The sequence below is a fragment of the Mesorhizobium sp. M0317 genome (assembly GCF_040321555.1).
Classification (GTDB): domain Bacteria; phylum Pseudomonadota; class Alphaproteobacteria; order Rhizobiales; family Rhizobiaceae; genus Mesorhizobium.
Genome location: NZ_JAMYRV010000019.1, coordinates 72,719 through 86,399 on the forward strand (window position 1 = coordinate 72,719; position 13,681 = coordinate 86,399).

12 protein-coding genes are annotated in these 13,681 nt (G+C 63.6%); 5 read left to right on the plus strand and 7 right to left on the minus strand.

All coding sequences use genetic code 11. The features are described from left to right. The first annotated feature begins 4 nt into the window (after positions 1-4). Entirely contained in the window at positions 5-586 is a 582-nt protein-coding gene (locus tag NKI88_RS15605; RefSeq protein WP_023668517.1) for a TetR/AcrR family transcriptional regulator, read from the plus strand. Positions 587-922: 336 nt separating this feature from the next. On the opposite strand, the gene NKI88_RS15610 is transcribed toward NKI88_RS15605, so the two are convergent. The 7 genes from NKI88_RS15610 to NKI88_RS15640 all read right to left on the minus strand — a co-directional run bounded on the left by NKI88_RS15610 (position 923) and on the right by NKI88_RS15640 (position 9,069). After that, positions 923-1,945 carry a LacI family DNA-binding transcriptional regulator gene (locus tag NKI88_RS15610; protein WP_023668516.1) on the minus strand — a complete coding sequence of 341 codons (1,023 nt, stop codon included), beginning with the start codon at positions 1,943-1,945 and terminating at the stop codon, positions 923-925. 136 nt (positions 1,946-2,081) lie between these two features. After that, on the minus strand, positions 2,082-2,876 hold the full coding sequence (locus tag NKI88_RS15615) for an ATP-binding cassette domain-containing protein (protein WP_352655999.1): 795 nt from the start codon (positions 2,874-2,876) through the stop codon (positions 2,082-2,084). A gap of 4 nt (positions 2,877-2,880) precedes the next feature. Next, positions 2,881-3,867 (minus strand): ABC transporter permease, encoded by a 987-nt coding sequence (locus NKI88_RS15620; protein ID WP_023668514.1) that lies wholly within the window; start codon positions 3,865-3,867, stop codon positions 2,881-2,883. 108 nt (positions 3,868-3,975) lie between these two features. Then, entirely contained in the window at positions 3,976-4,908 is a 933-nt protein-coding gene (locus NKI88_RS15625) for a substrate-binding domain-containing protein (RefSeq protein ID WP_023687083.1), read from the minus strand. A gap of 296 nt (positions 4,909-5,204) precedes the next feature. Then, on the minus strand, positions 5,205-6,233 hold the full coding sequence (locus tag NKI88_RS15630; protein WP_352656001.1) for an ABC transporter permease: 1,029 nt from the start codon (positions 6,231-6,233) through the stop codon (positions 5,205-5,207). After that, on the minus strand, positions 6,230-7,774 hold the full coding sequence (locus tag NKI88_RS15635) for a sugar ABC transporter ATP-binding protein (RefSeq protein WP_352656003.1): 1,545 nt from the start codon (positions 7,772-7,774) through the stop codon (positions 6,230-6,232). The genes NKI88_RS15630 and NKI88_RS15635 overlap by 4 nt, the downstream gene beginning before the upstream one ends. Before the next feature lie 137 nt (positions 7,775-7,911). Then, positions 7,912-9,069 carry a fumarylacetoacetate hydrolase family protein gene (locus tag NKI88_RS15640; protein ID WP_023668510.1) on the minus strand — a complete coding sequence of 386 codons (1,158 nt, stop codon included), beginning with the start codon at positions 9,067-9,069 and terminating at the stop codon, positions 7,912-7,914. 176 nt (positions 9,070-9,245) lie between these two features. Here NKI88_RS15640 and NKI88_RS15645 point away from each other — a divergent pair, with 176 nt between their 5' ends. From NKI88_RS15645 to NKI88_RS15660, 4 genes are all read left to right on the plus strand, one after another. Then, positions 9,246-10,523 carry an NAD(P)/FAD-dependent oxidoreductase gene (locus tag NKI88_RS15645; RefSeq protein WP_352656005.1) on the plus strand — a complete coding sequence of 426 codons (1,278 nt, stop codon included), beginning with the start codon at positions 9,246-9,248 and terminating at the stop codon, positions 10,521-10,523. A 96-nt stretch (positions 10,524-10,619) separates the two neighbouring features. Next, positions 10,620-11,501 carry an ABC transporter permease gene (locus NKI88_RS15650; protein ID WP_023687088.1) on the plus strand — a complete coding sequence of 294 codons (882 nt, stop codon included), beginning with the start codon at positions 10,620-10,622 and terminating at the stop codon, positions 11,499-11,501. After that, positions 11,498-12,325, plus strand: coding sequence for an ABC transporter permease (locus NKI88_RS15655; protein WP_502909472.1), 828 nt, complete (start codon positions 11,498-11,500; stop codon positions 12,323-12,325). Before NKI88_RS15650 ends, NKI88_RS15655 begins: the two co-directional genes overlap by 4 nt. 25 nt (positions 12,326-12,350) lie before the next feature. Next, entirely contained in the window at positions 12,351-13,457 is a 1,107-nt protein-coding gene (locus NKI88_RS15660; RefSeq protein ID WP_023668506.1) for an ABC transporter substrate-binding protein, read from the plus strand. Positions 13,458-13,681: the final 224 nt, after the last annotated feature.

Sequence of the window (13,681 nt, forward strand, 5' to 3'; positions counted from 1 at the left end):
TGCGATGGCAGACGGCATTACCGATCGTGTGCGCCCCCGGGATCGAATCCTGGAGACGGCGCAGGACATGTTTCACAAGCATGGCATCAAGGGCGTCGGTGTCGACGCAATCACGGAAGCCGCCGGCACCAACAAGATGACGCTCTACCGTCATTTTGAGTCCAAGGACGAACTGATCGTCCAATGCCTGCGCGCGTCGGCGGCTAAAGGCGCCGCGATGTGGGACCAATTCGAGGCTGAGCATCCCGGCGACAAGCTCGCCCAGTTGCATGCCTGGATTCGCATGGCCGCTGCTTGCCTGGCGGCTGACGGTCGCGGCTGCGACATGGCCAATGCCGCCGCCGAATTGACCGAGCCGGACCATCCGGCCAGGAGCGTGATCAAGGAGCTCAAGAGCGCTCAGCGCGATCGCCTTGTTGCGCTATGCCGGGATGCGGGCATCGGTCAGGCCGAGCTTCTGGCCGATACCCTGTCGCTGCTGTTCGAAGGGGCGCGCGTCAGCGTGCAGACCATGGGCTGCCAGGGCCCCAGCACGCAGTTCGTGCGCATGGCTGAAGGCCTGATCAGCTCTTTCAGGGCGCGCTGAATTCCAGCTTTCGGAGTTGAGGAGTCCCCATCCGGCGGGGTGGCTTTTGGCTATTCTCCGAACTTGCCAGTCAACTCTAATTTAGATTCATTTGAGAATGAAAAAAGCCCGCTGCCGGGAGGAGGTGGCAGCGGGCTCGATTTCGAGCGAGATGCGGGAGGAGGTGCACCGCGCTCAGCGTCGGCATCGCATCTGGGAGGAGTAGATGGCCGACACCCAGATGAGTACGGGTTGCCCAATGATTCGGCAACAATGAAAGTTGCATGGCTGCTGTGCAGATTTGCGGCATCTACCCCGACTTGTCGTACAAATCGGAGAAACCGCCACGGCGCGACTTCACTGCACCGGCACGTTTTCCTTGAAGATCAGCCGTGGCTCGATGAACTTCTTCGTCAGGTATGGCGCGGCGGATGCGATCGAGCCGAGCAGGCGGATCACAGATTGCTCCGCGATCAGCCGCGCATTCTGGTCGATGACGACATCGGCGAGGTCGTCGACGAGATAGCCGCGCGTTTCCTTGGTCAGGTCGTGGCAGATGAAGACCGGCTTCTTCTTTGGCTTGGCCTCGAGCAGCGCTCTCGCCACACCTGAGCGCCCGGCGCCGACGCAATAGATGCCGAGCAGTTCCGGCTCGTTGTGCAGCGCCTGCATCGTTGCGGTGTAGCTGCCCTCCGGTTCGTCATTGATCTCGACCGCACTCGAGACCGTGAGATTGGGGAATTCCTCTGTCAGCACCGACCGAAAGCCCATTTCTCGCTCCTCGTGCCCGCGATAGGAACGCGAGCCGACGACCATCGCCAGATGACCCTGGCGGCCATTGAGGAAGCGCCCCATCAACAGCGCCGCCGTGCGTCCGGCAACCCGGTTGTCGATGCCGACATAGGCCGAACGCGGGGCGGCTGGAACGTCGGAGACCAGCGTGACAAGGCGGATGCCTGCCTCGACCACATCGCGCAATATGTTGCGCGTTCGCGGATGATCGACGGCAATGACGCCGACGCCATTGGCCTTCAGCGACAGATTTTCAACCGCCGCCTGCAGCGCTGCCGGCGAGATGCCGCCGAGATTGTGGATCCGGCACGAGGCGACCAGCGGCAGGCGCCCCGCATAGTCCTCGATGTGCCCGGCGAGGTCGATCATGAAACCGTTGGCGCCGATCGGCAGGAAGAATTCAAGATGCGCCGGCCGCGACGGCAGCGTCACCTGATCGACCACCGGCAAATAGCCGAGCTGCTTGGCCGCCTCCATCACCCGTTGGCGGTTGGCGGCGCTCGCGCCGGCCCGGTTGTTCAGAACCCGGTCGACGGTCGCGGTCGACAGGCCGCAGCTCCTGGCTATGTCGGCAACGGTGGCTTTCATGGCTGTAGTCATAGAGCATGATCCCGAAAAGTGGGAACCGGTTTTCTCGGACAAACGGGAACCGTTTTGTCAAAAGGTCATGCTCTACAACGAGTTAGAGCGGATGCGTTTCCGTGCCAGACGGCGCGAAGACGGTTCAGCCGTGCGATGGCCCGCCTTCGATGATGGCGTCGCGGATCTCCTTGTCGGACATCCCGGTGATGATGCGTTCGACCTCGGCCACGCTGGTCTTCTTCGGGTCGATGTCGTCGGCCACCACCTTGCCCCGGCGCATGACGACGATGCGCTCAACCACCTGGAAGACATGGTGGATGTTGTGGGCGATGAAGATGCAGGAATGCCCGGAATCGCGCGCGTTGCGCACGAAGCTCAGCACGCCTTGCGTCTCGGCGACGCCGAGATTGTTGGTCGGCTCGTCGAGGATGATCAGGTCGCTGTCGAAGTGCATGGCGCGCGCGATGGCGACGGCCTGCCGCTCGCCGCCGGACAGGGAGCCGATCGGCGTCGTCGGCGGGATGTTCTTGGAGATGCCGACCTGTTTCAGCAGGTCGCGCGCGACATTGTTCATCGCCTCCTGGTCCATGCGGTTCAAAAAGCGCGGCGGTTTGATCGGCTCGCGGCCGAGGAACAGGTTGCGCGCGATCGACAGCTGCGTCACCAGTGCCGAATCCTGGTAGATCGTCTCGATGCCGTGCGCGATGGCGTCGCTGGTGCTGCGCAGATTGACCTTCTTGCCGCGGATGAAAATGTCGCCGCTGGTCAGCGGCACCGCCCCCGACAACACCTTGATCAGCGTCGATTTGCCGGCGCCATTGTCGCCGAGCAGGCCGACGATCTCCCTTTCGTTGACATGAAAATTGGCGTCTTCGAGCGCCTGCACGCGCCCGTAGGACTTTTTGATGTTGGACATGCGGATGAGCGGTTCAGCCATGGTTCTAGGTCCCTGCCTGATGCCGGCGTTCCAGCCATGAGTGCAGCGCCATCATGCCGAGGATGATGGCGCCGATGAAGATGTTGTAGGCCAGCCCGGGCACGCCGATCAGCACGATGCCGTTGCGCATGACGCGCAGGATGAGGATGCCGAGCACGGTGCCGATGATGGTGCCGCGCCCACCGGTCAGCGCCGTGCCGCCGATCACCACCATGGCGATGACTTCGAGCTCGTAGCCGGTGCCGCTGTTGGGGTTGGCGGCCGACGTGCGCAGCGACGAGATGACGCCGGCAAGCGAAGCCATCACCGACGACAGCACGAACAGGCCGATCTTGACGCCGCTGACGTTGACGCCGCGCGCCCTTGCGGCGCCTGGATTGCCGCCGGCTGCCTGGATCCAGTTGCCGGTCCGGCTTTGCGTCAGCACGTAGCCCAGCGCGATGGCCGCCGCGATGAACCAGAAGAGCGACATATAGATGCGGAACGGGCCGATGAAGAAATCACCGACCAGCGCTTCGGCCAGCCAGCTGCCCTCGGCGCTCCACGTCCGCTGCGGAAAGCCGTCGGTGACGAACAGCGCGGTGCCGCGCACCACCAGCAGCATGCCGAGCGTCACCAGGAAGGATGGGATTTTCAGCTGCGTGACGAACCAGCCATTGACCAGGCCGATGAAGGCCGCGATCAGCAGCGCGGCGAGGAAGCCGACCTCCAGCGAGGTCAGGCCGCTGTTGAACAGCGTCCACATCAGCACCGGCGAAAAGCCGAACAGCGAGCCGACCGACAGATCGAATTCACCCGACGTCATCAACAGCGTCATCGCCAGCGCGATCAGCCCGAGCTCGACGGTGAAGGCCAGCGTGTTGGAGATGTTCTGCGGCGACAGGAAATCGTGGTTGATGCTCCAGAACACCGCGATTTCGACGATGAGCAGAACGAAGGGCCCGAATTCCGGCCTCGCGATCAGGCGTTGGATGAGCGAACGGTTTTCCACTGATAACCTGCGACAGGAAGGGAAGGCTGAGCCCAGCGCGCAACGCGAAGGGCTCGGCGAAAAGACAGTCGCGACCGCGGCTGCGGCCGCGACTGTTGAAGGTCTGGGTTATTTGCCCGACAGGATGTCGTCGTAGACCTGCGCGGTGTCCTTTTCATAGAGCGCGCCGGTGATGACGTTGAAGCCCGGAGGAATGCCTGACGCCGCCATGTTGGCCAGCGACAGCGCGACGTAGCTGGTCGCCTGCGGGTCCTGCCACTGGCCGGCATTGACGTAGCCGGTCAGCACTTCCTGGGTAGTGTCGAGCGAGTTGCCCCAGCCGACGACCGGGATTTCGCCCGGCTTGATGCCGGCCTGGTCGAACACCCGCTTGATCGAGCCGGTGACCAGATCGCCGAGGCCGATGATTGCCTTGACCTTGGCCTTGTTGGCGGTGAGATAGTCGACCATGCGGTTGATGGCTTCGGCCTGGTCGAGGGTCGCTTCGGTGATCTCATAGGTGATCCCCAGCGGTTCGAAGACGCTCTTGATGCCTTCCTCTTCCTGGACGCCGTAGGTGGCGCCGGGGATTTCGACCGGCATCCAGACGAAGTCGCCCTTCTTCACCAGGCCCTTGTCGACCAGATATTGCGCCCAGTGCTTGCCGAAGGTGACGTTGTCGCCGCCGACATAGGCGTCGAAGCTTGCCTTGGGATCGGGCGTGTTGAAGTTGATGATCGGGATCTTGGCCGTGTTGGCTTCCTTGGCGATTTCGATCAGGCTGCCCGGATCGGGGCTGGTGGTGACGATGCCGTCGGCCTTTGCCGAGATCGCGGCGCGCACGGCCTCCTGCTGCGAGGCAACGTCGCCATTGTGGAACGAGGTGTTGACGGTGTTGCCGGTGTCCTTCGCCCATTGCTTGGCGCCGGCCAGGAAGTAGGTCCAGACCGGGTCGGCCGGGCCGCCATGCGAAATCCAGTAGAACGTCTTGGCCTGTGCCGCCGCCGGAACGGCCAGCGCCACAATCAAGCCAAGCACGAGTAATCGTAGCCTCGTCAGCATTTGCTTTCCTCCCATGTTGAAAAACGACCTCCACGTCCGGCGATGATCCGGGCCATGCCCTTGATCCTCTCCTCCTGCCAGCGCCGACCCGGATGCGCAGAGCATCTTCTTTTGCGGCCGATGGCAAGCCTCCATCCGCCCAATGGATGGTGGCGCGATGCAACGCGCCATCATCGATCCCATCAGATCGCATCAGTTAGAGGGCAATTCCAGGAAAAGTGTGAAACGGTTTTCCGTCCGGAATTGCGTCAACCGAGAGATAGAGATATTTCCCGGCAAGCAGGCGGGGCTTAAACTCAGGCGCGCGGATTTTCCTGAAAGCGCTCGGCCTGGCGGTTGCGCAGCACCTTGGCCAGCCGGTCGAGCGCGAGCGCCAGCACCATCACCGCGCCGATCACGAAGGGGCTCCATGCGGCGTCGATGCCGAACAGGGTCACGCCGCTCAAGATGACCTGGACGATCAGCATGCCGATCACCGCACCCAAGACGGTGCCGCGCCCGCCGGAAAGCGAGGTGCCGCCGATGATCGCCGCGGCAATCGCCATCAGCACGAAACCGCCGCCTTGGTCGACGTCGGTAACGGGAGCGCCAAGCCACAGCGCGCCCGCCAGCCCCGAGACGATGCCCATCAGCACCAGCGTCTGCAGCCGCACAGCACCTGTCGGGATGCCGGCATAGAGCGCCGCCTGCGGATTGCTGCCGACGGCCTGGATCCGGTAGCCGAAGCGGCTGCGGTGAAGCACGAGGTGCATCACCACCGCCATTGTGACGAAGACAAAGACAGCCGTCGGCACAAGGCCGAACAGCTTGCCGTGAACGATCTCAAAGAAGTCGCCGCCTGGGCTGGCCGGAGCTGTCGCTTGCATCTTGACGGCCACCGCCGCCAGGCCCCGGAACATTGCAAAGGTGCCCAGCGTAACGACGATGGCCGGCAGTCGCAGCGCCACCACCAGCAGGCCGTTGACGAGGCCGAGCCCGGCGCCGAGCAGCACGCCGGCAAGGGCGGCAAGCCACGGGTCGATGCCGGCGGCCAGAAGGAATGCGGTGAGAAGGGCCGCGAGATGGAATATCCAGCCGACGGAAAGGTCGATCTCGCGGAGTGCGAGCACGAACACCATGCCGATCGCCAGCATGCCGGGATACGCAGCGGTTTCCAGCAACGACAGCACATTGGCCTCATCGAGGAAATCCGGCCGGGCAAAGCCTGTAATCGCCACCAGGACAACGAGCCCGATGAGCGGCCTGAGTTCGACGGCCAGGCGAAGGCTGCGCTTCGGGTGGGCAGCCGAACCGGCAAGCTGCAGCGTGGGATCCAATCGTGTCATGCCATGGCTCCCACGAGTTTCTTTTTCGGCCGCTCCGCCTCCGGCATCTCGCCGGTGGTGGTCAGTTGCAGCACTGTCCTTCGCTTCATCTCGGCGCCGGACAGCTCGCCGGCGACCCGGCCGCGGTGGAAGACAAGGACGCGGTTGCTGAGGTTGGTCAGTTCGGACGGCTCGACCGAACGCAGCAAAACGATACAGCCATTGGCTGCCATCTGCCGGATCAGCGCATAGATCTTGCGCTTGGCAGCCGCCTCGATACCGCCAGCCGGATTGTCGAGGAGCAGCACTTGCGGCGCCGTCTCCAGCCATTTGGCGACTACGATCTTCTGCTGATCGCCGGCCAGCAGCGAATTCACCGGCGCGTCCGGCAGGCCCTTGATGCGCAGCGCATCAATCTGCCTTGCGGCGGCGGCGATCGCGGCCTTGGGCGAGTAGCGGCGCGACCCCCAGTTGCGGGCGCCGGTAGCGATGTTGCCTATGTTGAAGGCCAGCGACCGGTCGGGCATCAGGCCGTTGCACAGGCGGTTGGCCGGCACCAGGCCGATGCCGCGTCGCGCCGCTTCGGTCGGATTTCCAGGCAAGCCGTAGCCGTCGGGGAGCCGCACCCTGCCGCCTTGCGCCTCGCGCAGGCCAAACAGCATCTCGAACAGGTCTTCAACGCCCGACCCCTCAAGCCCGGCCAAGCCGAGGATCTCGCCGGAGCGGGCGGTGAAGCTGACGCCGGAAATCCGGCCGCCGCTCAGACCCTCCACCGTGATCCGCGGCCTTATCGTGCTGGCATTGGCCGGCAGTGCAGGCGGGAACAGGCTGCCGCGCTGCTGGCCGATCATGGCGTCGATCACATCGGCTTCGCTCAACGCCGAGCGCTCACTTGTCAGCACGTCACGGCCGTTGCGCATCACGGTGACCTGGTCTGCGATCGCAAACACGTCCTCCAGCCGGTGCGAGACATAGAGCACGCTCGTGCCCTTGGCCTTGAGGTCACTTAGTACGGTGAACAGGTGCTCGGTCTGGCGCCGGTCGAGCGCAGAATTCGGTTCATCGAGGATCAGCAGCCTCGGGCCTTCCAGAATTGCGCGGCCGAGTTCGACATATTGCCGTTCGCCCATGCCGAGTTGTCCCACAGGAGCGTGGACATCGACGTCGAGCTTGAGTTGCCGAAGCAAGGTGCGGCTGCGTGCCTCCATCTCGCGCCTGGAGACGAAGCCATTGCGCAACGGCTCGCGATTGACGAACAGATTGGCCAGCACCGAGCGGTCGGCAAACAGGCCGAGCCCCTGGTGGACGACGCCGAAGCTGTGCTTGCGTGCAGCGATCGGGCTGTCGACGGTGACCATCTGGTCGCCGACGCGGATGGTGCCGCTGTTGGGCCGGAGCACGCCGGCAAGCACCTTCACCAGCGTCGACTTTCCGGCGCCGCTTTCACCGACGACAGCATGGATGGTCCCCTGTCCGACAGACAGGTTCATATCCCTGAGCGCGACAACGCCGCCATAACGCATGGCGAGATTGCGCACCGATATCATCGGCAAACCGAGCATGCGATTCGGCCCCCACAGACCGCGCCCCGATCCTGGAGCGAATTTCCGATACAGTCACCCGGATTCCGCTAACAAACGGCTTACAGGGACCGGATACGAACGTTTATCGGCTATCCGTTCGTCCCGCTGCTCCGAAATCAGATCAGGTCGGCCTTGGCGAGGTCCCGCATGAGATGGCTGGCGCCGTAGGTCCAGTGCGGGCAATCGGGCGACAGAAGCACGCGGTTCACCAGCGCGCCGAATTTCTCCGACGAGATGGTGACGATGTCGCCGATCTTGTGGGTGAATCCCTTGCCCTTCTCGCCGCGATCCTTCGACGGCACGAACATGGTGCCGAGATAAAGCGCCAAGCCGTCGGGATACTGGTGGTGCGGCCCCATGGCGGCCGCGACCAGCTCTTCGGGCGAACGGCTGATCTCGGCCATCGAGCTCGCGCCCTCCAGCGAAAACCCGTCCTCGCCCTCGACCTTCAGCCGCACCGTGGCGCGCTTGACATCGTCGATGGAAAAGCTTGCGTCGAACAACCGGATGAAGGGCCCAAGCGAGGCCGAGGCATTGTTGTCCTTGGCCTTGCCGAGCAGCAGCGCCGAGCGTCCCTCGACGTCGCGCAGATTGACGTCGTTGCCGATGGTCGCGCCGACGATCTTGCCGGTGCTGGCGGCGATCATGGCGATCTCCGGCTCGGGGTTGTTCCAGGTGGAGACAGGATGCAGCCCGACATCGGCGCCGAAGCCGACGGACGCCATCGGCTGGCATTTGGTAAAGATCTCGGCGTCGGGGCCGATGCCGACTTCCAGATATTGCGACCAGGCGCCGCGCTGGATGAGCTTGGCCTTGATCTCCATCGCTTCGGGTGAGCCGGGCTTCAGCTTCGACAGATCGTGGCCGATCAGCCCGGCAATGTCGGCGCGGATGGCGTCGGCCTTTTCCGCCGAGCCGCGCGCCTGCTCCTCGATGACGCGTTCGAGCAGGCTGACCACGAAGGTCACGCCCGACGCCTTCACCGCCTGCAGGTCGACAGGCGAGAGCAGATAGGGTTTTGCCGGATCGCGGGTGGCCTGAAAACTGTTGGCGGCGATCGCGTCGAGCGAGCCGATCGGTTCGCCCTTGGCAGAGCGCACGTGTCCGGCCGGATCGGCCATCTCGCAGATGTCGCGCACTGTGGGTGCGGTGGTCGAGGTGACGTCGAAAACGATCCCGTCGCGCACGGTGACCACCAGAGGATGCGAGGCATCGCTTGCCCTGGCTCGGCCGATGAAGAGCCCGTCGGCGGGAAGCTGCGTTGGGTTCGTCATGGCTTACGGTCCTTTGATGATCGAGATGGCAGCTGGGCCGCTGCACTTTCACCGGATTCACGCCAAAGGTCTATCCCGTGGCGCAGGCAATTGTCGGTTCTGACATGAGGCCCGCTCTTTCAAAAAAATGAAACTGGCACTAGAATTTTCATTTTCCGCATACTCCAGGTGAAGCCTTGCCCGCACCGTTTTCCGTTCCGATCTGGCAGAAGCCGCAGACCGCATCCGCCTTCCAGTTGCTCGTCACTGCGCCGGTCGACGTTGCCATCGTCGGCGGCGGCTTCATGGGCCTGTCGACCGCCTTGCACGCAGCCCGGCTCGGTCTCGGTGTACAGGTGCTGGAGGCTGGCGAGATCGGCCAGGGCGCCTCGGGCCTCAATGGCGGCCAGGTCATTCCCGGCCTGAAATATGATCCCGAATGGCTGCTCGAGCATTTCGGCCCCGAGCGTGGCCAAGCGCTGGTCGATTTCGCCGCCTCGACGGCGGATACGGTGTTCGATCTCATCCAAGACGAAAAGCTGGCGGTGCCGTTCACCCGCAATGGCTGGATCCAGGCCGCGCATACCGAAACCGCATTGAAAGCGGCGGCGAACAGGGATCGTCAATGGCGGGCGCGTGGCGCCGATGTCCGGCTTCTGAATGAAAGCGAGATCGCCGCTATGACCGGCGCGCAAGGCTATCTCGGCGGCTGGCTCGACCGCCGCGCCGGCATCATCGATCCGCTCGCCTATACAGTGGAACTGGCGCGCATCGCCGCCGCCGCCGGCGCCAGCATTGCCGAGCGGCAGAGGGTGGTGAAACTCCGCAAGGAGGCCGGCCTTTGGCGTGTCTCAACCGAAAGCGGCGCCGAGGTGCGGGCGAAAGCGGTTGTCCTGGCGACGAACGCCTATACCGATGGACTGCTTCCGGGCCTCGCGGAAACGATCGTGCCGCTGCATTCCTTCCAGGTCGCGACCGCGCCGCTGTCATCCAACCTTGCGGCGACGATCCTGCCGGAAGGGCAGGCGGTGTCCGACTCCAGGCGCATTCTCGTCTACTACCGCAAAACAGCCGACGGCCATCTGGTGCTTGGCGGCCGTGGCCGCATGGCGCTTCCCAGGAGCGAGGCCGACTGGGCGCATCTGCAGCGCGCGCTGGTGCGGCTTTATCCCGCGCTCTCCGATGTCGCCATCGAGAAACGCTGGTTCGGTCGCGTGGCGATGACGCCGGATCATCTGCCGCACATCCACGAACCTGAAAAGGGCCTGCTCGCCGTGGTCGGTTGCCAGGGCAGGGGCGTCGGCCTGATGACCGCGCTGGGAAAACGCATGGCGGGCTATTTGGCAAACGGTGAGGCAGCGCAATTGCCGTTCCCGCTGTCGCCGATCCGGCCGATTCCGTTCCACGCCTTTCGCCAGATCGGCGTCGCCGCGACGATCGCCTGGTACCGCATGCTCGACGCCTTCGAGCGCTGATTGCGCGCCGGCCGTTTAGGCCTCGTGGATTCAGCTTGACAGTTTCATGAATATGAAAAAAGCTAAGTCGATTTCATATTTCCATTGAGCAGCCTGATGTCGACCGTCGTTGCGTCTGAAGCGCCAGCAGGCTCCGCCCGGGGCTTCCGCTTCGCCATGTTGCTGCCGGGCGGGCTGGTCACCTTCTTCCTGATCCTGTTTGCGCTCGGCCTCGTGCTGTTCCTCGCCTTGCGCGGCAATGACGGTTCGCTGCTCGGCGCCGGCTTCACGGCAGGCAACTTCATCACCGTGGTCTCCGATCCGCTCTACTGGACGGTGACGCTGCGCTCGCTGGTGATCGCCGGCCTGGTGACGCTGGCGACCGTCGTCACCGCCTATCCCGTCGCCTACTATCTCGCCTTCCATGCCGGCCGCCGCCGCAGCCTGCTTTTGTTTCTGGTGACCCTGCCGTTCTGGACCAGCTATCTCCTGCGCGTCTTCGCCTGGAAGATCGTGCTCGCCTACAACGGCGTCTTGAACTCGGCGCTGATCGAAAGCGGCATCTGGTCGGAGCCGACGCTGGCCTTCCTCAACACGCCGGCGGCGGTGGTCGTCACGCTGGCGCATGCCTATGCGCCCTTCGCCATCCTGCCGATCTATGTGGCGCTGGACACCATCCCGAAATCACTGCTCGAAGCCGCCTCCGATCTCGGCGCCAGACCGTTCACGGCGTTTCGCCGCGTCGTCTTGCCCAATTCGATGCCGGGCGTTCTGGCGGCCGCCCTCGTCGTCTTTGTGCCGACGGTCGGCGACTATGTCACCCCGGCCATGGTCGGCGGTCCCGCCAGCACCATGATCGGCACATTGATCCAGTCGCAGTTCGGCAAGGCCAATGACTGGCCGTTCGGGGCGGCACTTTCAGTCTGCGTGATGCTGGTCATCCTCTGCGTGGTGCTGGTCGCACGCGGCGCCGACCGCAAATTCGGCAGCCGCACATGAGCGCGGCGCGGAGAGATGATGGCCGCGGCTGGCTCGGCGTCTATGTGCTTGCCTATCTCGTCTTCCTCTATCTGCCGGTGCTGTTGATCCCGCTGTTTTCCTTCAACAACTCCATCCAGGCCGCGTTTCCGCTGCAGGGCTTCACGCTCGAATGGTATGCCACGCTCTATGGCAATCCGGCGCTGTCCGGCGCGCTTTTGAACAGTCTCGTCATTGGCGTCGTGGCCGCCGCCGGCGCCACGCTCTGCGGCATCACCGTCTCCTATATGGACCTCTACGGTCGTTCGCCGCTCGCCGCCACCATCAGCGCCATCTCCAGGCTGCCGATCCTGATCCCCGGCGTCATCGTCGGCATATCGTTGCTGATCCTCGTCAATCTCATCGGCCTCGGCCCGTCGCGCATCGCCATCGTTCTCGGCCACATACTGGTGGCGCTGCCGACCACCGTGGTGATCATGCGCAGCCGGTTTGCCGCAATTCCGAAAACCATTCGCGAGGCCGCACTCGATCTCGGCGCTTCCGACTGGACGACCTTCCGGCGGGTGATGTTGCCGCTCTCGCTGGCGGCCATCGTCTCGGCCTTCATGCTGGCCTTTCTGATTTCCTTCGACGAGTTCATCGTCGTCTTCTTCCTCGCCGGCACTGAGCCGACGCTGCCGCTCTACATCTGGAGCCAACTGCGTTTTCCTCGCTCGCTGCCGACCGTGATGGCGCTGGGGACAGCTATCCTTGCTGTGTCCGTCATCATCGCCGGCATCGCCGAAATCCTGCGCCATCGCGGGCTGAGCACAGCCCGTCGGACGGCGCCCACCAGTCCAGCCTGAACCATAACAAAAGAGGAGAACCGAAATGGCATTCGACCCGAAATCAATTACTGGGCTGAAATCGATCACGGGCCCGAAATCGATCACTGCAAAGACAGCCCGCACCGGGCTTGCCGCGCTTGCAATCGTCCTGTCGTCGACTGTCGCCTTCGCCGCCGACAAGCTGCAATATTTCACCTGGTCCGGCTATGAACTGCCCGACTTCAACAAGAGCTTCCTGACGGCCCATCCCGATGGCGTCGAGGCCTCGATCTTCGGCGACGACGACGATGCCTTCACCAAGGTCAAGGCCGGCTTCCGCCCCGATATCGCCCATCCCTGCTACGACAAGGTGGCGCGCTGGAACAAGGAAGGCCTGCTGCAGCCGATCGATACCAAGCGCATCAAGAACTGGGATTCGATCTTCCCGGTGTTCAAGAACCTGCCCGACATCCAGGCCGGCGACGGCAAGGTCTGGATGGTGCCGTGGGATTGGGGCAACACCTCGATCCTCTACCGCACCGATCTGGTGAAGAACCCGGAAGCGAGCTGGAACCTTCTGTGGGACAAGCAATATGCCGGCCGCATGGCGACCATCGATGCCGTGCATGACACCCCGATCGTTGCCGCACTTCTGGCCGGCGTAAACCCCTTCGACATGACGCCCGAGCAGATGGACAAGGTGGCGGAAAAGTTGCGCGAGCAGCGTCCCCTCCTCTCCAACTACACCACCGACATGACCTCGGTCGAACAGGCGCTGGCCAGCGGCCAGCTGGTCGCCGCCATGACCTGGAACGCGTCGGCAACCTCGCTGAAGAAGCAGGGCGTGCCGGTCGAGTTCATGAAGCCGAAGGAGGGCATGCTGACCTGGGCCTGCGGCTTCGTCATGCTCAAGGACGCCAAAAACGTCGACCTCGCCTATGACTTCATCAACAGCCGGCTCGACGCCGACTCGGGTAAGTACCTGATCCAGGCCTACGGCTATGGCAGCTCGCTCAGCACCGCCTTCGCCGGCGTGGCGAAGGACGAACTGGACAAGCTGCAATTGCCGGCGGACCCGGAGGTGATGCTGAAGACCACCATCTTCACCGGCCCGATGAAGCAGAACGACGATGTGGCGAAGATGTTCGAGAAAGTGAAGGCGGGCGGCTGAGGGATCCATCGCCGACGGTTGCGCTGCCCCTCACCTGCCTGCCGGCATCCTCTCCCCGTATAGTGACGGGGAGAGGGGCGCTGTCACCAGCGATTTCGCAAATCGCAAACGTTGCAGAAATGGCGCCGAGTTTGCGACCAGCCGCTTTCTCCCCGTCACTATACGGGGAGAAATGTCCGGCAGGACAATGAGAGGCAGCGCCGACGGCAGGTAATTGTGACTAA

Bases quoted from the DNA above. Each gene is read 5' to 3' on its own strand.
- NKI88_RS15605 (WP_023668517.1), top strand. From the start codon at position 5: ATGGCAGACGGCATTACCGATCGTGTGCGCCCCCGGGATCGAATCCTG.
- NKI88_RS15610 (WP_023668516.1), bottom strand. From the start codon at position 1,945: ATGAAAGCCACCGTTGCCGACATAGCCAGGAGCTGCGGCCTGTCGACC.
- NKI88_RS15615 (WP_352655999.1), bottom strand. From the start codon at position 2,876: ATGGCTGAACCGCTCATCCGCATGTCCAACATCAAAAAGTCCTACGGG.
- NKI88_RS15625 (WP_023687083.1), bottom strand. From the start codon at position 4,908: ATGCTGACGAGGCTACGATTACTCGTGCTTGGCTTGATTGTGGCGCTG.
- NKI88_RS15630 (WP_352656001.1), bottom strand. From the start codon at position 6,233: ATGACACGATTGGATCCCACGCTGCAGCTTGCCGGTTCGGCTGCCCAC.
- NKI88_RS15635 (WP_352656003.1), bottom strand. From the start codon at position 7,774: ATGCTCGGTTTGCCGATGATATCGGTGCGCAATCTCGCCATGCGTTAT.
- NKI88_RS15640 (WP_023668510.1), bottom strand. From the start codon at position 9,069: ATGACGAACCCAACGCAGCTTCCCGCCGACGGGCTCTTCATCGGCCGA.
- NKI88_RS15650 (WP_023687088.1), top strand. From the start codon at position 10,620: ATGTCGACCGTCGTTGCGTCTGAAGCGCCAGCAGGCTCCGCCCGGGGC.
- NKI88_RS15655 (WP_502909472.1), top strand. From the start codon at position 11,498: ATGAGCGCGGCGCGGAGAGATGATGGCCGCGGCTGGCTCGGCGTCTAT.
- NKI88_RS15660 (WP_023668506.1), top strand. From the start codon at position 12,351: ATGGCATTCGACCCGAAATCAATTACTGGGCTGAAATCGATCACGGGC.